Source organism: Nonomuraea sp. NPDC005501 (genome assembly GCF_040605905.1).
Lineage (GTDB): Bacteria > Actinomycetota > Actinomycetes > Streptosporangiales > Streptosporangiaceae > Nonomuraea.
The window spans coordinates 19,736-38,112 of sequence record NZ_JBEXDT010000010.1 but is presented as its reverse complement, the minus strand read 5'-3'; the positions used below and the strand labels follow the sequence as shown (position 1 = coordinate 38,112).

Genomic DNA, 18,377 nt, shown 5'->3' with positions numbered 1-18,377 from the left:
CGAGTCAGGTGAGGACCTTCACCACGCCCGTCAGGGCGAGCTGGACCAGGGCCAGCGGCACCAGCCCCGCCCAGGCCAGCTTCTGGAGCTGGTCCTCGCGCAGCCGCGGGAAGCTCACCCGCAGCCAGATCACCACGAACGCCAGCGCGAACACCTTGACCAGCGTCCACAGCCAGCCCGGCAGGAACGGGCCGTGCCAGCCGCCGAGGAACAGCACCGTGGTGAGGAACGACAGCACCACGATCCCGACGTACTCCGCCAGCATGAACAGGGCGAAGCGCATGCCGGTGTACTCGGTCATGGGGCCCATGATGATCTCGGACTCGGCGATCGGCATGTCGAACGGCGGCCTGCGCAGCTCGGCGAGCCCGGCGAGGAAGAAGACCACGCCGCCGATCGCCTGCCAGGGCAGCCACCACCACTGCCACGCCTCGACGATCCCCGGGATGGACAGCGTGCCCGCGGCCATCGCCACCGAGGAGGCGGCCAGCACCAGCGGCAGCTCGTACGACATGAGCTGGGCGGCCGCGCGCATGCCGCCGAGCACGGAGTACTTGTTGGCCGAGGCCCACCCGGCCATGATCGAGCCGAGCACGCCGATGCCCATCACCGCGAGCACGAAGAACAGCGCCAGGTCGAGGTTCACCGCGACGCGGCCCTGGTCGATCGGGATGGCGATCATCACGACGAGGTACGGGACCAGCGCCACCCCGGGCGCGATCATGAAGATGCGCCGGTCCGCGGCGGCCGGGATGACGTCCTCTTTCTGCGCGAACTTCACCCCGTCGGCGATCAGCTGCGCCCACCCGTGGAAGCCCCCCGCGTACATCGGCCCGAGGCGCGACTGCATGTGCGCCATGACCTTGTGCTCGGTCTGCCCCACGATCAGGGGCAGCACCAGGAACACGGCGAGGATGACGACGAAGCTGATCACCACGTCAAGCATCGGGCGCTGCCCCCCAGTCGGCGGGAACTCCAGGCGGAAGGGTCCTGCGGCGGCTCGGCGAGCCGTGCCCGGACTCGCCGGGCTCCTTCGCGCCCGGCCACGCCTTGGCGACGCGGGCGGCGAGAACGAAGTCCTTGCGCAGCGGATGTCCCTCGAACCCGTCGGGCAGGAGCAGCGGCACCAGGTTCGGGTGGCCGTCGAAGACGACGCCGAACATCTCGTACGTCTCCCGCTCGTGCCAGTCGGCGCCCCGGTACACGCCGACGGCGGAGGGCAGGCGCGGGTCCGCGCGCGGCACACTCACGCGCACGAGGAGCCGGCGGCAGGCGGCCGGGTCGTACAGGTGCGCGACGACCGTGAACGTCTCGGGCGGCTCGTCCACCCCGGTCAGCCAGTCGAAGAACACGTAGCCGGAGTCCCTGAGCGCGATCAGGACGTCGATCCAGTCGCCGGGGTCCGTGACGTCGAGGGTCGTCTCGCCGTACGACTCCGAGACCTGGACGCGGTCGCCGAAGCGCCCTGCGATCTCCTCGGGGACGGGAGTCACACGTCACCGCCGGGTTCGCCGTGGACGCGGGACAGGAGGTAGCGGTCGCCGAGCTTCTCGCCGGCGATCTTCTCCTGGAGCTTCATGATCCCGTACAGCAGCGCCTCCGGCCTGGGCGGGCAGCCGGGCACGTACACGTCCACGGGGATGATCTGGTCCACGCCGTTCGTGACGCAGTAGGAGTCCCAGTACGGGCCGCCGCTGTTGGAGCAGGCGCCGAACGAGATGACGTACTTGGGGTCGGGCATCTGCTCGTACAGGCGCTTGACGGCGGGAGCCATCTTGTCGGTCACGGTGCCTGAGACGATCATGAGGTCGGCCTGCCGCGGCCCGTTGGCGAACGGGATCACCCCGAACCTGATGAAGTCGTGCCGGCTCATCGACGTGGCGATGAACTCGATGGCGCAGCACGCCAGCCCGAAGTTGAACACCCACAGCGAATACCGCCGCCCCCAGTTGAGGACGAACCGCATCGGCTTGGGCGCCAGCCGGGAGACCGGCCCCACGGTGGGCATCGGGAGATCCGTCGCTGCCATGTCTCCATTGTCCCGCCTGAACGGCGTAAGGAGTAGAGGCGGGCCGATCTCCGGCCGAGGAGGCTCAGAGGAGACTCAGGTCCAGGTGAGGACGCGCTTGCGCCAGGCGTACAGGATGCCGAGCGCGATGAAGCCCAGGAAGACGAACATCTCCACGAGTGTGGTCACGCCGTACCCGGGCGCGTCGAACACCGTCGCCCACGGGAACAGGAACACCGCGTCCACGGCGAACACCACGTACAGGTACGTGAAGACGTAGTAGCGGACCTGCGACTGGGCCCAGCCCTCGCCCACGGGGTCGACGCCGCACTCGTACGTGGTCAGCTTCTCGGGAGTCGGCCGGGTGGGGCGGAGCAGGCGATTGGCCATGAGGGCGCCGGCCACGATCGCGACGCCTGTCGCGAACAGCACGGCGACCAGCGCATAGGACTCGAAGTAACCGTCCACCTCCCGATCGTAACCCAGTCAAACCTCTGGCCCTATAGTCTCAAATCGGGGTAAAACGGAAGATCACCACCATAACCTGACACTTATGCACAAATTGCGCCATGTTGGTGGACTCGCGTTGCTCGGCCTCATGGCCGGCGGCTGCGGCCTCGGCTCGGGTTCCCATGAGCGCAACATCGTCGTGCCCTCGGACCCGACCCTGCTCCACTACGTCGACCCGGCGACGGTGGGCGGACTCGTCCCCAGGACGTTGAGCGGGGGCGAGAGCGCGCGCCGTTACGTGCACATCAGCTATCCGCGGGTCGAGGGCGCGCCCAAGCTCGACCAGGCGCTGAACAAGGAGGCCGAGCGGCAGCTGCACGCCTTCAGCGCCGCCGTGGATGCCGCCTCCTCCGACGCCCTCCGCCCCCGCGCCGGCGGCGCGCGGGCCGTCACGTCCCGCGCGAGCGCCCACGTCGGCGCGTCCCTGCGCCGGCCCGAGCTGAACGTCCAGTGGGACCTCACCGCCGCCTCCCCCGACGTCGTGGGGGTACGGCTGCGCACCGGCGAGTTCCTCGGGGTCGGCTGGGCCCGCTCCACCAGGACCCTCTGGTACGACCGGCGGCGTGACCGGGCGGTCGGCTCGGCCGGGCTGCTCGCGGGCAAGGCGGCGCTCGGGGAGACGGCCCGGCTGGTCCGGCAGCGCCTGGAGCCGCGCGGCTCGACCGTGGACCTGAGCTCGGTCAAGGCGACCGACGAACGGCTCGACTCGATGGCGTTCAACCGGGCGGGCGACCTGGTCGTGGAGTTCGACGACTGCGAGATCGGGTCCTGCTCGCTGGGCCGGGTCGCGGTGGCCGTGCCGGCGTGGCAGGTCGAGCCGCTGCTGTCGGCGACGGGCCGGCTCGCGCAGGCCGCCGCCATGTCGGCGCCCCAGACGGCGAACCCCATCCCGTCCGACCCCGAGGAAGAGCCGGGCGGCTCCCCGATGACCAGCGGCATCACCCCGCGGCGGGGCGCGGGGCCGGGGGTCGGGGGCGGGACGCGGGCCGGGGCGGGCGTGGAGGCCGCGGTCCCCGCCGGCCCGGCGGCCGAGCGCGTGAACTGCGCCGAGACGAAGTGCGTGGCGCTCACGTTCGACGACGGGCCGGGCCCCGACACGCCGCGCCTGCTCGACGCGCTGCGCGCCGCCGACGCGCGCGCCACGTTCTTCGCCGTCGGCGTCAACGCCGTGGCCGATCCGTCGGTGCTGCGCCGCATGCATGACGAAGGTCACCTCGTCGCCAACCACAGCTGGGGTCACCGCGACCTGACGAAGATGCCGGTGAACAGGGTCGTCGACGGGCTCACCCGCGCCCAGGACGCCATCACGGCAGGCACGGGACGGGTGCCGGCGCTCGCCCGCCCGCCGTACGGCGCGGCGAGCACGGCGGTGCTGGACGCGGCGCGCCGGGTGGGCGTGGCGCTGGTCGGCTGGGACGTGGACGCGCGCGACGCTTTCGACCGCCCCGGCGCGAGGCATGAGGCCGGGGAGATCACCCGGCGTGTCGTCGGCGGCGCCCACGACGACGCGATCGTCCTCATGCACGACACCAACAGCGCGACCGTGGACGCGGTCCCGGGCATCCTCAAGGAGCTGCGCCGGAAGGGCTACACCTTCGTCACCGTTCCGGAGTTGTACGGCTCTGCAGGTATGGAGGCCGGGCACTTCTACCGCTCGGGGATCACCGTCGAGGCGGACCGCCCCTGAGATGGCGCACCCCTTAGGGGGACGTATAGTTGGCCCTCGTGACCCGAACCGTCCTCTTCGCCCGCCTGCATGTCGACCTCGGCAGGCTCGCGTCGGCGCTGTGTCACCCCTAGCGGTTCTCCGGCCTCCCCCTGACTCCCACCGCGTTTACCCGCGCTATGCGCAGAGGAAACGTGTTGAACCTCGCGAGGATCTAGCATGGAACTGAGAACGCGCCCCAAGCGACCGCGCATTGGCGCGTCGAGGAGGACTGAGCTGTGACGAAGCAGGTCCAGCAACTCGACCGCGTGATCATCCGCTTCGCCGGCGACTCCGGCGACGGCATGCAGCTCACCGGTGACCGCTTCACCGCCGGCACGGCGGAGTTCGGCAACGACCTGTCCACGCTGCCCAACTTCCCGGCCGAGATCCGCGCGCCCGCCGGCACCCTGCCGGGCGTCTCCAGCTTCCAGCTGCACTTCGCCGACCACGACATCCTCACGCCCGGCGACGCGCCGAACGTGCTCGTGGCGATGAACCCGGCGGCGCTGAAGGCCAACCTGGGCGACCTGCCGCGCGGCGCGGACATCATCGTCAACACCGACGAGTTCACCAAGCGCAACCTGCAGAAGGTCGGCTACGAGACCAACCCGCTGGAGGACGACGCGCTCGCCGAGTGGCGGGTCCACGCGGTGCCGCTGACCTCGCTGACGGTCAAGGCCCTCGAAGGCTTCGACCTGTCGAAGAAGGACGCCGAGCGCTCGAAGAACATGTTCGCCCTCGGCCTGCTGTCGTGGCTCTACCACCGGCCGATCGAGCACACGATCACGTTCCTCCAGCAGAAGTTCGCCAAGAAGCCGGAGATCGCCAAGGCCAACATCGCGGCCTTCCAGGCGGGCTGGAACTACGGCGAGACGACCGAGTCGTTCTCGGTGTCGTACGAGGTCAAGCCGGCCCGGCTGGCCCCGGGCGTCTACCGCAACATCTCCGGCAACCAGGCGCTCGCCTACGGCCTGATCGCCGCCTCGGTGCAGTCGAAGCTCCCGCTGTTCCTCGGCTCGTACCCGATCACCCCGGCCAGCGACATCCTGCACGAGCTGTCGAAGCACAAGCGGTTCGGCATCCGCACGTTCCAGGCGGAGGACGAGATCGCGGGCGTCGGCGCGGCGCTGGGCGCGGCGTTCGGCGGCGCGCTGGGCGTGACGACGACCTCCGGTCCGGGCGTGGCGCTCAAGGCGGAGACCGTGGGCCTCGCGGTCACCACCGAGCTGCCGCTGATCGTCGTGGACGTGCAACGGGCCGGCCCGAGCACCGGCATGCCGACCAAGACGGAGCAGACCGACCTGCTGATGGCCATGTTCGGCCGCAACGGCGAGTCGCCGGTGCCGATCGTGGCGCCGATGTCGCCGAGCGACTGCTTCGACGCGGCGATCGAGGCGGCCCGGATCGCGGTGAAGTACCGCACCCCGGTCATGCTGCTGTCCGACGGCTACCTCGCCAACGGCTCCGAGCCGTGGCGGTTGCCGGAGGTGCCCGACCTGCCGGACATCTCGCAGGAGTTCACCACCGCGCCCAACGGCGACGACGGCGAGTTCCTGCCGTTCAAGCGGGACACCGAGACGCTGGCGCGCCCGTGGGCGATCCCCGGCACGGCGGGCCTGGAGCACCGCATCGGCGGCATCGAGAAGGCCGACGGCACGGGCAACATCTCCTACGACCCGAACAACCACGACCACATGGTCAGGGTGCGCGCCGCCAAGATCGCCGGGATCGACGTGCCCGACCTGGAGGTGGACGACCCCGACGGCGACGCCCGGGTGCTCGTGCTCGGGTGGGGCTCGACGTACGGGCCGATCGCCGCGGCGGTGCGGCGCATCAGGAAGAGCGGCGGCAAGGTCGCGCAGGCCCACCTGCGCCACCTCAACCCGCTGCCCGCCAACACCGGCGAGGTCCTCAAGGGCTACGACAAGGTGCTGCTGCCGGAGATCAACCTCGGGCAGCTCGCGCTGCTGCTGCGGGCCCGCTACCTCGTCGACATCATCAGCTACAACCGGGTGCGCGGCCTGCCGTTCAAGGCCGAGGAGCTGGCCGGAGTGATCCAGGACGTGATCGACAGTGACTGAGCTGCTCAACGGGAAGGGCCTGTCCCTCATCCCCAAGACGGATGCCAAGCAGACCCTGAAGGACTTCAAGTCCGACCAGGAGGTCCGCTGGTGCCCCGGCTGCGGCGACTACGCGATCCTGGCCGCGGTGCAGAGCTTCCTGCCGGAGCTGGGGTTGCGGCGCGAGAACATCGTGTTCGTCTCGGGCATCGGCTGCTCCTCGCGCTTCCCGTACTACCTCAACACCTACGGCTTCCACTCGATCCACGGCCGCGCGCCGGCGATCGCGACGGGCCTGGCCGCGAGCCGGCCGGACCTCAGCGTGTGGGTGATCACGGGTGACGGCGACGCGCTGTCGATCGGCGGCAACCACCTGATCCACGCGCTGCGCCGCAACGTCAACCTCAACATCCTGCTGTTCAACAACAGAATCTACGGCCTGACGAAGGGGCAGTACTCCCCGACCTCCGAGGTCGGCAAGATCACCAAGTCGACGCCGATGGGGTCGCTGGACAAGCCGTTCAACCCGATCTCGCTGGCCCTCGGCGCGGAGGCGTCGTTCGTGGCCCGCACCATCGACTCCGACCGCAAGCACCTGCAGTCGGTGCTGCGCGAGGCGACCGCCCACCGCGGCACGTCGCTGGTGGAGATCTACCAGAACTGCAACATCTTCAACGACAACGCCTTCGAGCCGCTCAAGGACCCCGAGGTCCGCGACGACATCACGCTGCGGCTGGAGCACGGGCAGCCGATCGTGTCGGCGTCCAAGGCGGTCGTGCGGGGCGACAACGGCGGCATCCAGGTGGTGCCGCTCGCGGAGGCCCCGGCGGAGCGGATCGTGGTCCACGACGCGCACTCGCCCGACCCGTCGGTGGCGTTCGCGCTGTCGCGGCTGGACGAGCCGGCGTTCGAGCACGTGCCGATCGGCATCTTCCGCCAGGTGGACCGGCCGGCGTACGACGTGCTGATGGCCGAGCAGCTCGACGAGGCCGTGGCGCAGCAGGGCCAGGGCGACCTCACGGACCTGCTGATGGGCGGCGACACCTGGCGCATCAGCTGAGGCGATGGACCGAGGATGAGGGGACGGCGAACAGCCGTCCCCTCTGTCATGTCTGGGGGGACACATGCCCGGGTCGCTGGTGACGGGCGCCACCGGCTTCATCGGCTCGCACCTGGTCCGGCGGCTGGGGCTGTCGGGCGAGGCGCACGGAGTGAGCCGCTCGGAGCCGCCGGCCGTGCCGGGGGTGACGTGGCACCGGGCCGACCTGCGTGACGCGGCCGCGGTGGAGGGCCTGCTCGCCGCGGTGCGACCGGACGTGGTGTACCACCTGGCGGGCGAGGTGGACGGCGCCCGCGAGACCGGGACCGTGCTGCCCACGCTGCAGGGCAACCTGACGAGCACGGTCAACGTGCTGGCGGCCGCGGCCCGGTCGAGCAGCCGGGTGGTGCTGGCGGGGTCGAGCGAGGAGCCGCGGCCGGGCAACGGGCACGCGGCGCCGCCCTCGCCGTACGCGATGGCCAAGGCCGCGGCCTCGGGGTACGCGGACCTGTTCCACCGGCTGTGGGGCGTTCCGTACACGATCGTGCGGCCCACCATGGTGTACGGGCCGGGGCAGCGTGACGGGACGAAGCTGGTGCCGTACGTGACGCTGTCGCTGCTGCGGGGCGAGGAGCCGCGGCTGACCAGCGGCGCGAAGGTGGCGGACTGGGTGTACGTCGACGACGTGGTGGCGGCGTTCGCCGCGGCGGGCGCCAGCGGGCGGGCCGTGGGGCGGGCGTTCGACGTGGGCACCGGGGTGCGGGCGTCGGTCCGCGAGGTGGTGGAGCTGCTCCACCGGATCGTGGGGAGCGGCCGCGGGCCGCGTTTCGGCGCGATGTCGGACCGGCCGCTGGACGTCCCGCAGGCGGCCGACACCGGGCCGGCGCGGGAGCTGCTCGGCTGGGAGGCGGGCGTCGGGCTGGAGGAGGGCCTGCGCCGGACGGTCGCCTGGTACGCGGCCCGTCAGGGTGTGATCCGGTAGATGTGGTAGGTGCTCTCCGTGGCGAAGGCGTCGGTGAACGCGCCGCCGCTCACGGGGACGCGCCGGTTCTCGAAGAGCACCTCGACCCGGCCCGCCGGGAGGCCGGGCGGCAGCGTGAACGTGCGCGTCCCCGGCCCGCCGTCCAGGCCCGGCATGGCGAACAGGTAGTAGGAGCCGCCGTACCGCTTGAGCATCGTGTCGACGCCCTTGCCGAAGTCGTGGGCGAGCGACTGGGTGTTGAGGACGGGGGCCAGCTCCTTGATCTGCCTGTTCACCTCGATGACGGCGGGCCTGGTCCGCACGCCGCACGCGTCGCGCAGGACGTGCTGGCTCTGGCACGGCCCGCCGAAGCTGTGGTTGAAGTAGACGACGCCGCGGGCGCCGTGGATGAGGGAGCTCATGACGGCGCCCTTGAGCTCGGCGGGCTCGATCGGCCGCTTGTCCTCGGGCGCGGGCCGGCCGACCTCGACGAACGCGTAGATGGGCTGCCGCTTGCCGTCGAGGGCGTCGAGCCTGCGCTGGCGGTCGATGAGCAGGCCGTAGTTGGCGGCCCTGGCGCACTGGCCGGCCCGGAACTTCAGCGAGTTCTGGGCGTCCAGGCAGGCGTAGTAGCTGGTGTACCAGTAGACGTCGAGGGAGACGAGGTCGGTGTAGTCGTTGACGAACCGGCCGGCCTGCCGGTCGTTCTGCCAGATCATGACGCCCTTGCCGTAGTTGGCGTAGTGGGGCCGGCCGTCGTTCTTGGGCAGGCGGTCCTTGAGCGTCTTCATCACCGTGTAGCCGCAGCGCTCCTTGTGCGGGTCGTCGGGGACGCACAGCGGCCCCTGGCCGGGGAAGTTGCCGGTCCAGCCGTCGTCGCCGGGGCCGGCCCACATGTCGGCCTCGTCGGTGATGAGCCAGGCGACGGTCTCGGCGCCGTAGCCCCCGATCGGCTTGCCGGTGATGGCGAACATGCCGTTCTTCCTGATGAGCGCCATGTCGCTGGTCTCGGTCAGCTCGACGTACGTGTTGATGCCGGCCTCGCGGTCCTTGTCCACGTCGTCCTGGGTGATGACGGACTCGTACCAGACGCCGACCGGGAAGAAGGAGGGGTCGGTCCAGCCGGCGGCGGCGGTGGCCGGGAAGCGACCGTAGTAGGCGGGGCCGCCCTCCCAGTCGACGGGCTTGAGCGCGGGCGCGGCAGGCGCCGGGCCGGTCGGCGGCGGGTTCTCGGCGCCGGGCCCGGCCGGGCGCAGGTTGAGCACGGCCCAGACCACGACCGCCGCGACGAGGACGGCCGGCAGGGCGAGGAGCGGGCGGGGGGCCCGCATCAGCGCTCCCCCTCGGCCAGCGCCATGAGCTCGCGGGCCCGCGTGGACCAGGACGCGTCCAGCACGGACGCGCGCAGCTCCCCGGCCGTCGCCGGGCCGCCCGTGTCGAGCGTGAGCTTCACGGCCTCGACGAACGCGGCGTGGCCGGCGGCGACCCTGACCCGGCCGGTGTAGGCGGCCAGCTCGGCGAACTCCGTGCTGACGACGGGCAGGCCGAGCGCGAGGTATTCCTTGAGCTTGATCGGGTTGGCGTGCCGGATCCAGGCGTTGTCCTGCCACGGCATGATGGCCACGTCGAAGCCCGACCCGTACCCGGGTATCCGCTCGTACGGGCGGAAACCGAGCCAGTGGACGTTGGGGTACTTCGTCAGCCGCTCCATCGGCGCGGTGGCGTCGCCGATGAGCACCAGCGACGCGTGCGGCAGCTCGACGGCGACGCGTTCGAGCAGGTCGAAGTCCACGACGAAGTCGTCCAGCGCGCCGAAGAAGCCGATCCGCGGCCCGGGGACGGCGGCCAGGTCGGGCGGGAGCGCGGCGGTGCGGGTGAAGTGGCCGAGGTCCACGCCGTGGTCGAGGAAGTGCGCCCGGTCGCCGGTGAGGGGGCGCTCGTCCGCCATGAGGGCCCGGCTGGCGTAGACGACGCGGTCGGCGCGGGCCAGCAGCGCGCGCTCCAGCGCGCCGATGGTGGCGGCGTCGGCCTCGGGGAACGCCGAGTGCCTGTCGGAGCGGTTGAACACCAGCGACCTCCTGGCCATGGGACGCACCACGTCCCACGCCGTGGGGAGGGTGACCACGACGACCGGGCGGCGCATGCCGAGCGCCCGGCACACGGCCCCCACCTGGGCCCGGACCAGCACCGCGTTCAGGCGGCGCAGCAGGGGCGAGCCGTAGAACGGCAGCGGCAGCGGCGACATCACGTGGAAGCCGGGCAGCGGCTCGCGCACGAGCTTGGCGACGCTGCGCAACTTGCGGGTGATCCGCCGGAGGACCTGGGTGGACCTGCCGGGGGTCGGCATGCGCATGCCGATGCTGTTGACGATCAGCACCTCGCGGTGGGCGGCGATCGAGCGCATGAGCTGGAAGTCGGAGTGCGCCTGGTTGTGGTACCACCAGTCCTGGGCGGAGAAGCAGACGTAGCCGGGCGGCTCGGGCGTCTCCCGGGGCCAGCGCGGCATGCGCCACAGGGCGCGCAGGGCTGCCCGGTGGCGTGCCCCGCCGCTCGCGCCCCGGGTGGCGGCGCGCAGCGCCTCGTTGAGCGCGACGGCCAGGCGCATGAGCAGGGCGCGCGGCCGGCCGTGACGCTGCCGGTGGAGCCTGACCCGGTTCGCCGCGGACAACGCCCACAGCCGGCTGGAGGTGGCCTGCTCGCCGCCCAGGTGGACCGCGCGGGCGGCCGGCACGTACCGGACGGCGAAGCCGCGGTCCCCGGCGCGCAGCATGTACTCGGTCTCCTCCGAGTACAGGAAGTACCGCTCGTCGAGGGGGCCGGTCGCGTCGAGGCAGCGCCGGGAGACCAGCCAGGCCGCGCCGGTCGCCCAGTCGGCGGTGCCCGGCCGCTCGTACGCCTGCTCGGCCACGACGAGCTCGCCCAGCGCGGGGACGCGGCCCGCCCGGTGGCCGCCCAGCAGCGCCTCGCCGAACGCCCGCAGCACGGTGGGGCGGCGCCGCAGCGAGAGGTGCCGATGGCCGGAGTCGTCGGTGAGGCGCGGGACCGTGATGCCGGTGCCCGGCTCGGCCAGCGCCTCCCGCAGGGCCGTGATCGCACCGGGGTCGAGCCGGATGTCGGGGTTGAGCACGAGCACGTCGCAGCCGGGGGCGGCGGCGATCCCGGCGTTCACGGCGGCGCCGAAGCCGGCGTTGCGGCCCGTGGAGACGACCTCGACGGCGGGCAGCGCCTCCCGCGCCCGCGCGAGGGTCGCGTCGGCCGAGTCGTTGTCCACCACGATCACCCGGGCGTCGCCCGCTCCGGCGGCGGCCAGGGAGCGCAGGCAGTCGCCGACGACCCGCTCACTGAAGTAGGTGACGATCACTATCGCGAGCATGCGGGCGTGGCCTCTCAGGAGCGTCGGGTCGAGCTTGTCGGGTCAAGGGCGTCGGAAGCGGCCGAGGAGGGCGCCGGCCAGCAGCGCGACGGCGAAGGGGGCGTCCTCCCGCAGGTAGCGGCGGGCCAGGCGGCGCGGCTCCAGGGCGAGCCGGTGCAGCCACTCGCCGCCCACGCTCTGCAGGGCGCGCGGGGCCCGGCTGAACCGGCCGGCGGCCATCGGGATGGCCGCGCCGCACCCGAGGAACCAGGCGGCGGGCAGCGCGGCCCGCAGGCCCTCGATGACCCGCTCCTGCTTGGGGAAGCCCAGACCGACCAGCACGAGGTCGGGGCGGGCCGCGAGCACGCGCTCCGCCACCTCGCGCCGCCCCTCGGCGTCGGTGTCGAACCCGTACGGCGGCGAGTGGGTGCCCGCGATCCGCAGCGCGGGGCTGCGCGCCACGAGCGCCGCCGCGGCGGCCTCGGGCACGCCGGGGTCGCCGCCCAGCAGGTAGACGGAGCGGCCGTCCGCCGCGGCCCGCTCGGACAGGGAGTGGACGAGCGAGGCGCCGGTCACCCGCTCCGGGATCGCGGCCCCGGCCAGGCGGCCCGCCCACACGACCGGCATGCCGTCGGCGACGACCAGCTCGGCTCGGGCGACCAGCGCGGCCAGGGCGGGGTCGCGGGTGGCGGCTCTGACGATGTCCACGTTCGCGGTGACGATCGCGCCGCCCCGGCCGTCCGCCCAGGACCGGGAGACGTGCTCGGCGACCGCCGTCTCGGTGAGGGCCAGGATGTGGACCGCTCCGACGCGCACGCGCGCCGGGGGGGTCGTGAGGAAGGGATCCGCCGGAATGGTGTCGCTCCTTCGCGCAGCCGACCTAACATCACGACCTTTCACGAAATAATCGGCATAAGAGACAAAGTCGTTACCTAAGGCGGTCGAGGATCGCTCGACCTGCGATTCCGGCGCGCCGGTCGAGGATCGCTCGACCAGGTCAGGCGAGGGCTTCCGGTGCGGCGGGCGGGCGGCGATCATGGGCGCATGAGAGTGGAGCGAGGCGCGTTCGACGGGGTCCTGATCTTCGTTCCGACCCCCCACCACGACGACAGGGGCTTCTTCACCCGCACGTTCGACACGGCGATGGCCGCCGAGCACGGGCTCGACCCGGCCGCGTTCGTCCAGGACAGCCAGTCCCGGTCGCGGCTCGGCACCCTGCGCGGGATGCACTGCCGGCTCGGGCGGGGCGAGGCCAAGCTGGTCAGGTGCGCCCGCGGGGCGATCCACGACGTGCTGGTGGACGCGCGACCCGGCTCGCCCACGTTCGGCGAGAGCTGGAGCGTGGTGCTCGACGACAAGGAGTTCGCCCACCTGTACGTGCCGCCGGGCCTCTTCCACGGCTACCAGGCGCTCACCGAGCAGGCCGACGTGTGCTACCGGATCGACAGGGAGCACGACCCGGCCGAGGACCTGACGGTGCGCTACGACGACCCGGACCTCGCCATCGGCTGGCCGCTCCCGGTCACCGCCATCAGCGCGCGGGATCTCGCGGCGGGCTCGTGGAAGGAGGCGCGGGAGCGCCTGCTCGGCTGAGTCCGCCCTGCGCGGCGGGGGTCGCCGCCCGCGCGGCGCGGGCCTCGCGCAGGAGGGCTCCCGCCGCCCCCACCAGCAGGAACGACAGCCCGGTGATCACCGCGTACGCGCGCAGGTCGAAGGTGGCCGAGCCGATCAGCGGCACCACCAGGCAGGCCGCCAGCGTCAGGCCGAGGTCGCGGCCCGCCGGGTCGGCCAGCAGGAGCCTGGCGCGGAGCGCCGACCAGATGCCCGCCGCGAACAGCCCCGCGAAGGCCAGCACGCCGATGATCCCGGTCTCGACGGTCGTGAGGATGTACTGGTTGTCGAAGACCAGGTACTTCGGGGCGTACCAGGTGCCCAGCCCCCGGCCCAGCCAGGGGTGCCGGCCGATCTCGGTGGCGGCGGTGGCGTAGTCCATGGTCCGCCAGCGCAGGCTGGAGTCGTTGGAGATGTTGGTGAACAGCGCGACGATGGCCCCCAGCACACCCGGCACCACGAGCTTCACCCCGGCGAGGAAGAGCAGCGCGGCCCCGGCCGCGAGCAGCCGCCGCACCTTCGGCCAGCCGATGAGGAGCACCACGGCGGCGCCCGCCAGCCCGACGAAGGCCGAGCGCGACACCGAGAACACCATCCCGGCCGCGATCAGCGCCGCGCACACCCACCACCGCAGCGACGGCCGGCCCCGCTCGCGCGCCTGGAACGCGAAGTGCAGGGCGATCGGCAGGATCATCGCGCACATGACCGCGAACTCGATGGGGTGCCCGGTGGTCGCCGCCACCCTGCTCAGCCCGTTGCGCTCCAGGATGAACAGCTCCTGCTGGGTGAAGCGCAGGCCGGGCAGGACCATGTACTTCGTCGGGTCGAAGGCGAACAGGAACTGCACCGCCCCCACCACCCCGAGGACGGCGCCCATCACGGCGACCGTCTTCAGCACCAGGTCGAGCCGGTCCCGCCCGCGCACCCCGTCCACGACGAGCAGCACGACACCGATCATGGCGAACGCGGTGATCAGCATGTGGTCGGCCAGCTCCACCTCGTCCCGGGGCAGCGCGCCGGCCGTCGCGTAGGCGTACGAGGCCAGCAGCGCGGCGGCGTACACGAACACGGCGGAGCGGACGAGCGTGCGGCCCTTGGCGGCGCCGAGCGTGCCGGTGAAGTGCGCGCACAGCCACCACACCAGCGCGAACAGGCCGACGGACTCGGCCGGGGTGATCGCGAAGGACAGGCCCCGGTACACCAGCCGGGCCGGGACGATCATGAGGATGACGGCGAACACGACGCCGAGCGTGGCGCCGTCGGCCCGGTGCGGCCCCGGCGGCGCGGACGCCTCCGGCGGAGTCCGGGTCCCGGCCGAGGCGGCGGTGGCCGAGGCGGCCGAGGTGGTCATGCCGGCCGCCGCCGGTCCAGCGCCGCGGCGACGCTCTCCGCGGCGAAGCCGGCGGTGAGGCCCGCGAACAGGCCGAGCGCCAGCACGGCCGCCGCCGTCCGGCTCTTGCCGCCGCGCTGCTCCAGCGGGCTGGTCGGCGTCACCATCTCGGTGAGCTTGATGTACGTGCTCGGCGGCGCCTGGAGCACCTGCTGGCGGGCGACCATCTCGATCTTGGCCTGCTGCACCAGCTTGACGACGAGGGCGTGCGCGACCTGCGCCGACGGGCTCTTCGCCTCGATGATCACGAAGGGGCCGTTGGCCAGCAGCTCGGGGTTGGCGCTGCCGTTGTGGACCACGTACGTGGTGTCGCCGCCCGGCGGCGCGCCGAGTTTCGCCGCGGTCTCGGGGGCGCTGAGCGCCTGGAGCAGGATCGAGGCGGAGACGTTGAGCGCGCCGTCGTAGTTGAGCAGCGGGTTGACGCGGGGGTTCGGGTAGTCGGGGTTGGCTGGAACGCTCCCGCCCGTGACGGGCACGGTCAGGACCAGCACCGCGCTCGACTGGTAGACGGCCGGGACCGTCCGGTAGACGGCGAACGCCACCCCGAGGGAGAGCAGGAACGCGGGCAGCGTGACGTACCACCGCCGGAACACGACCAGGACCGTCCCCCAGAAGTCCAAGGCGCTTCCTCCCCCGTGCCGGAAAACCCATGTTCTCCCACCAAGTCATCGTTTAATCCGGCATGCGGCGTTACCGGGGAATTTGTAACGAGACAACGGTGCAGCGCGATGTCACTGCCGGGGCATTTCGCGTCCATTCAGGGGTGGGGAGCACCGATGCAGCACGTGCAGAGCTTTACCTTCCGCCGCGACGAACTCCTTCCGCTCGCCGACGGCCTTCGGGAAAGCTTTCTCAAGGCCAGCCCGTTCCGGCATGTCGTCGTCGACGACTTCCTGCCCGCCGAGGTCCTGGAGCCGGTGCTCGCCGAGTTCCCCGAGCCCCGCGACCCCGAGTGGCAGCGCTTCGACAACGCCAGGGAGATCAAGCTCGCGCTCGCCGACACCGAGCGCATGGGCCCCGCCACCCGCCACCTGCTGGCCGAGTTCAACGGCCAGGTGTTCGTCGACTTCCTGGAGCGGCTCACCGGCATCGAGCACCTCGTGTCCGACCCCCACTACGACGGCGGCGGGCTGCACCAGATCCGGCCCGGCGGGTTCCTGAAGGTGCACGTCGACTTCAACCGGCACCGCAGGCTCGACCTCGACCGCCGGCTGAACGGGCTGCTCTACCTCAACAAGGACTGGGAGGAGTCGTACGGCGGCCACCTCCAGCTCTGGGACAAGAACATGACCACCTGCGAGCACCGGATCCTGCCGGTGTTCAATCGGTTCGTCCTGTTCGCCACCACCGACGACGCCAACCACGGCCACCCGGAGCCGCTGACCTGCCCGGACGACCGGGCGCGCCGCTCGATGGCGCTGTACTACTACACCAACGGCCGCCCGGACGAGGAGAGGCTGGACGAGCACGACACCAAGTTCAAGCAGCGGCCGGGCGAGGAGTGGAAGACCAGCCTCCGGCAGACGGCCAGGCGGTGGGTGCCGCCCGCGCTGGCGGACCTGGCCGCCCGCCGCAAGTAGCCGCGGTCCCGCGCGGGGTCAGCGGCCGTTGATGCGCACGACGTCGATGGGGCCCGTCTCGTCCAGATCGCCGGACGGGGCGGGCCCCGGCCCGTCACCGGCCGGCTCCGGCGCCAGGTCCTCCGGCGGCGCCCCCTCGGGCTCCCTGTCCTCGGAGGGGACCGGGGTGCGCGGGAACAGCCTCCGGCGCACGACCGCGTACGCCGCCCCGAACCCGGCCACCAGCCCGAGCAGCAGCCCGCCGACGGCGCCCTGGAGCCTGGCCGAGCCGTCCGCCTCCGGCGGGAGCCGTACGACGTCCTCGGCCTGCACGAAGGTGATCGGGTGCGCCTTCAGCTCGTTCTGCCGGTCCTCCAGCTCCTGCCGCAGCCGCTCCTGCGTCGCCGCCAGGACCTTGGCGGCCGTGGCGGGCGAGTCGCTCTCGACCTGGACGTAGATGAACGGGCCGGTGGTGCCCACGCCCAGCAGCGTCGGGTTGCTGCGGCCGTCGTCGACGGTCAGCTCGGTGGGCCCGTCCTCGGTGACGCCGACGGACGCGAACACGTCAGAGGTGTTCATGGCCAGGATGAGGATGCTGGCGGTGGTCCGCAGGTCGTCGGTGAACTGGAGCAGCGGGTTGGTCTGCGCGACGGGCTTGGTGCCGTCGATGGAGCCGCCGCCCGACGGGGTGACGAGGACCATGGAGGCACTGGTCACGTACCGCTCGGGGATCGCCAGATATCCGGTGAACGCCAATGCGACGGCGAGGACGGCGACCGGGATGGCGATGAACTTCTGCCGGGCGAGGCCGAGAATGGTCGTCCAGAATTCCATTTATCCCCTGCCCGATACGCGCGGCAACGGGGGAGCCATAAACCCCCGAAAGACCGTTCCAATGCCAACATCGCATTTTCCCGTACGCCCGTTACATCCGCTTTGTTACGCCGGCCTGTTCTGACGCGATGAACTCCACGGTGGCCGGAAACCGGCCGGTGCGGGGGTGGGCATGACGTCGGGGGAGACTGCGCCGTCCGAGCAGCCCGGAAGGCTGAGCGGGCTGGAGGGCATCCGTGGCCTGGCCGCGCTGTTCGTGGTGCTGCACCACTGCCGGCTCCTCTCCTTCCCCGGCTTCCCCGCCGACACGGGCCCCGCCTGGGCGAGCTGGCTGCTGTACGGCCACTTCGCCGTCGTCGTCTTCATCACGCTGTCCGGCTTCTCGCTGGCCGTCTCCCCCGCCCGGTCCGGCTGGCGGCTCGGCGGGCTGGGCCGGTTCGCGCGCCGCCGCGCGTGGCGCATCCTGCCGCCGTACTGGGCGGCGCTGGTGTTCAGCCTCGCGGTCGCGTGGGCACTGGTGCCGCAGCCGGGCCAGGGAGCGCCCACGGCGAAGAGCGTGGTCTTCCACGGGCTGCTCGTGCAGGACCTGTTCGGCTCGCCGAGCCCCAACGGGGCGTTCTGGTCGATCGCGATCGAGGCGCAGCTCTACTTCGCCCTCCCGCTCCTGCTGCTGGTGGTGCGGCGGCTCGGCGCGGCGGCGATGGTGGCGGCCGTCACCGTCGTCGTGGTGGCGGTGGGCCTGCTCGCGGGCGGGGTCCCCGCGGTGGGGATGCTGATGCGGCTGACGCCGCAGTTCGCCGTGCTGTTCGCGGCCGGGGTGCTGGCGGCCGGGGTGCTGCGCGCGCCGGTACGGCAACCGGTCCGGGCGGCGCTGCCCTGGGCGGCGCTCGGCGCGGTCGTCCCCGTGGTCGCCCTCGTCGCCGTCCAGGGCCCGGTCTGGACGGTCGCCCACTTCTTCTGGGTGGACCTGGCGCTCGCGCCGGCGGCCGGGCTGCTGCTGACGGCCGTGGCGGGCGGGCGGCCGAGGCCGCTGGTGCGGCTGCTCGACACCCGCCCGGTCCGCTCGCTCGGCTCGTTCTCCTACAGCCTGTACCTGGTGCACGCGCCGGTGGTGGTCGTGCTGCACCACTTCGTCGTCGCGCCGCGCTTCGAGCCGGGCGTGACCGGGTTCCTGGTGCTGCTGGCGCTGGCCGTGCCGGTCTCGGTGGTGTTCGCCCGGGGGTTCGCCGCGCTGTTCGAGCTGCCGTTCCAGCGCCACCGGGGGGCGGCGGCGCTGCGGGCGGCCGTACGGGAGCGGCTCTCGCGGGCGCGGCCCGTCCCCGAGGCGCCCGGGGAGTGACCGGGG

18 protein-coding genes are annotated in these 18,377 nt (G+C 72.2%); 8 read left to right on the top strand and 10 right to left on the bottom strand.

Going from position 1 to position 18,377, the window contains the following annotated elements; genetic code table 11:
- Positions 1 to 4: 4 nt before the first annotated feature.
- From nuoH to ndhC, 4 genes are all read right to left on the bottom strand, one after another.
- On the bottom strand, positions 5 to 946 hold the full coding sequence (gene nuoH / locus ABZS51_RS08290) for an NADH-quinone oxidoreductase subunit NuoH (protein WP_355437702.1): 942 nt from the start codon (positions 944 to 946) through the stop codon (positions 5 to 7).
- Positions 939 to 1,493 (bottom strand): NADH-quinone oxidoreductase subunit C, encoded by a 555-nt coding sequence (locus ABZS51_RS08285; RefSeq protein WP_355437700.1) that lies wholly within the window; start codon positions 1,491 to 1,493, stop codon positions 939 to 941. Before ABZS51_RS08285 ends, nuoH begins: the two co-directional genes overlap by 8 nt.
- Positions 1,490 to 1,966, bottom strand: a complete 477-nt coding sequence (locus ABZS51_RS08280) for an NADH-quinone oxidoreductase subunit B family protein (RefSeq protein ID WP_355437857.1) — start codon at positions 1,964 to 1,966, stop codon at positions 1,490 to 1,492. The genes ABZS51_RS08285 and ABZS51_RS08280 overlap by 4 nt, the downstream gene beginning before the upstream one ends.
- 138 nt (positions 1,967 to 2,104) lie before the next feature.
- Positions 2,105 to 2,476 carry an NADH-quinone oxidoreductase subunit A gene (ndhC, locus tag ABZS51_RS08275; RefSeq protein WP_355437698.1) on the bottom strand — a complete coding sequence of 124 codons (372 nt, stop codon included), beginning with the start codon at positions 2,474 to 2,476 and terminating at the stop codon, positions 2,105 to 2,107.
- A gap of 85 nt (positions 2,477 to 2,561) precedes the next feature.
- Between ndhC and ABZS51_RS08270 the strand changes: the two genes are divergently transcribed.
- The 5 genes from ABZS51_RS08270 (at position 2,562) to ABZS51_RS08250 (ending at position 8,307) form a co-directional block, all read left to right on the top strand.
- Entirely contained in the window at positions 2,562 to 4,205 is a 1,644-nt protein-coding gene (locus ABZS51_RS08270) for a polysaccharide deacetylase family protein (RefSeq protein ID WP_355437696.1), read from the top strand.
- Between the two features lie 38 nt (positions 4,206 to 4,243).
- Positions 4,244 to 4,318 (top strand): putative leader peptide, encoded by a 75-nt coding sequence (locus ABZS51_RS08265; protein ID WP_355437855.1) that lies wholly within the window; start codon positions 4,244 to 4,246, stop codon positions 4,316 to 4,318.
- Between the two features lie 144 nt (positions 4,319 to 4,462).
- Entirely contained in the window at positions 4,463 to 6,307 is a 1,845-nt protein-coding gene (locus ABZS51_RS08260; protein WP_355437694.1) for a 2-oxoacid:acceptor oxidoreductase subunit alpha, read from the top strand.
- Positions 6,300 to 7,346, top strand: coding sequence for a 2-oxoacid:ferredoxin oxidoreductase subunit beta (locus ABZS51_RS08255; RefSeq protein ID WP_310707152.1), 1,047 nt, complete (start codon positions 6,300 to 6,302; stop codon positions 7,344 to 7,346). The genes ABZS51_RS08260 and ABZS51_RS08255 overlap by 8 nt, the downstream gene beginning before the upstream one ends.
- Before the next feature lie 64 nt (positions 7,347 to 7,410).
- Positions 7,411 to 8,307: an NAD-dependent epimerase/dehydratase family protein gene (locus ABZS51_RS08250; RefSeq protein WP_355437692.1), complete on the top strand. Its 897-nt coding sequence runs from the start codon at positions 7,411 to 7,413 to the stop codon at positions 8,305 to 8,307.
- Here the strand turns inward: ABZS51_RS08250 and ABZS51_RS08245 are convergent.
- The 3 genes from ABZS51_RS08245 to ABZS51_RS08235 are packed head-to-tail and all read right to left on the bottom strand — an operon-like array spanning position 8,289 to position 12,454.
- Positions 8,289 to 9,617 carry a hypothetical protein gene (locus ABZS51_RS08245; RefSeq protein WP_355437690.1) on the bottom strand — a complete coding sequence of 443 codons (1,329 nt, stop codon included), beginning with the start codon at positions 9,615 to 9,617 and terminating at the stop codon, positions 8,289 to 8,291. The genes ABZS51_RS08250 and ABZS51_RS08245 overlap by 19 nt on opposite strands.
- Complete coding sequence (locus tag ABZS51_RS08240; RefSeq protein WP_355437688.1) at positions 9,617 to 11,659, bottom strand: glycosyltransferase; 2,043 nt, start codon at positions 11,657 to 11,659, stop codon at positions 9,617 to 9,619. The genes ABZS51_RS08245 and ABZS51_RS08240 overlap by 1 nt, the downstream gene beginning before the upstream one ends.
- Before the next feature lie 42 nt (positions 11,660 to 11,701).
- The gene (locus ABZS51_RS08235; RefSeq protein WP_355437686.1) at positions 11,702 to 12,454 is read right to left on the bottom strand and encodes a WecB/TagA/CpsF family glycosyltransferase; all 753 of its coding nucleotides are present in this window, start codon (positions 12,452 to 12,454) and stop codon (positions 11,702 to 11,704) included.
- A 228-nt stretch (positions 12,455 to 12,682) separates the two neighbouring features.
- Between ABZS51_RS08235 and ABZS51_RS08230 the strand changes: the two genes are divergently transcribed.
- Positions 12,683 to 13,231: a dTDP-4-dehydrorhamnose 3,5-epimerase family protein gene (locus tag ABZS51_RS08230; RefSeq protein WP_310707157.1), complete on the top strand. Its 549-nt coding sequence runs from the start codon at positions 12,683 to 12,685 to the stop codon at positions 13,229 to 13,231.
- Here ABZS51_RS08230 and ABZS51_RS08225 read toward each other — a convergent pair.
- Both ABZS51_RS08225 and ABZS51_RS08220 read right to left on the bottom strand, forming a co-directional pair.
- Positions 13,170 to 14,600: an O-antigen ligase family protein gene (locus ABZS51_RS08225; RefSeq protein WP_355437684.1), complete on the bottom strand. Its 1,431-nt coding sequence runs from the start codon at positions 14,598 to 14,600 to the stop codon at positions 13,170 to 13,172. The genes ABZS51_RS08230 and ABZS51_RS08225 overlap by 62 nt on opposite strands.
- Positions 14,597 to 15,259: a hypothetical protein gene (locus ABZS51_RS08220; protein WP_355437682.1), complete on the bottom strand. Its 663-nt coding sequence runs from the start codon at positions 15,257 to 15,259 to the stop codon at positions 14,597 to 14,599. Before ABZS51_RS08220 ends, ABZS51_RS08225 begins: the two co-directional genes overlap by 4 nt.
- A gap of 156 nt (positions 15,260 to 15,415) precedes the next feature.
- On the opposite strand from ABZS51_RS08220, the gene ABZS51_RS08215 reads away from it, so the two are divergent.
- Positions 15,416 to 16,219 carry a 2OG-Fe(II) oxygenase gene (locus tag ABZS51_RS08215; RefSeq protein ID WP_355437680.1) on the top strand — a complete coding sequence of 268 codons (804 nt, stop codon included), beginning with the start codon at positions 15,416 to 15,418 and terminating at the stop codon, positions 16,217 to 16,219.
- 18 nt (positions 16,220 to 16,237) lie between these two features.
- Here the strand turns inward: ABZS51_RS08215 and ABZS51_RS08210 are convergent, their stop codons facing one another.
- On the bottom strand, positions 16,238 to 17,032 hold the full coding sequence (locus tag ABZS51_RS08210; RefSeq protein WP_355437678.1) for a hypothetical protein: 795 nt from the start codon (positions 17,030 to 17,032) through the stop codon (positions 16,238 to 16,240).
- Positions 17,033 to 17,204: 172 nt separating this feature from the next.
- On the opposite strand from ABZS51_RS08210, the gene ABZS51_RS08205 reads away from it, so the two are divergent.
- On the top strand, positions 17,205 to 18,371 hold the full coding sequence (locus tag ABZS51_RS08205) for an acyltransferase (RefSeq protein ID WP_355437676.1): 1,167 nt from the start codon (positions 17,205 to 17,207) through the stop codon (positions 18,369 to 18,371).
- Positions 18,372 to 18,377: the final 6 nt, after the last annotated feature.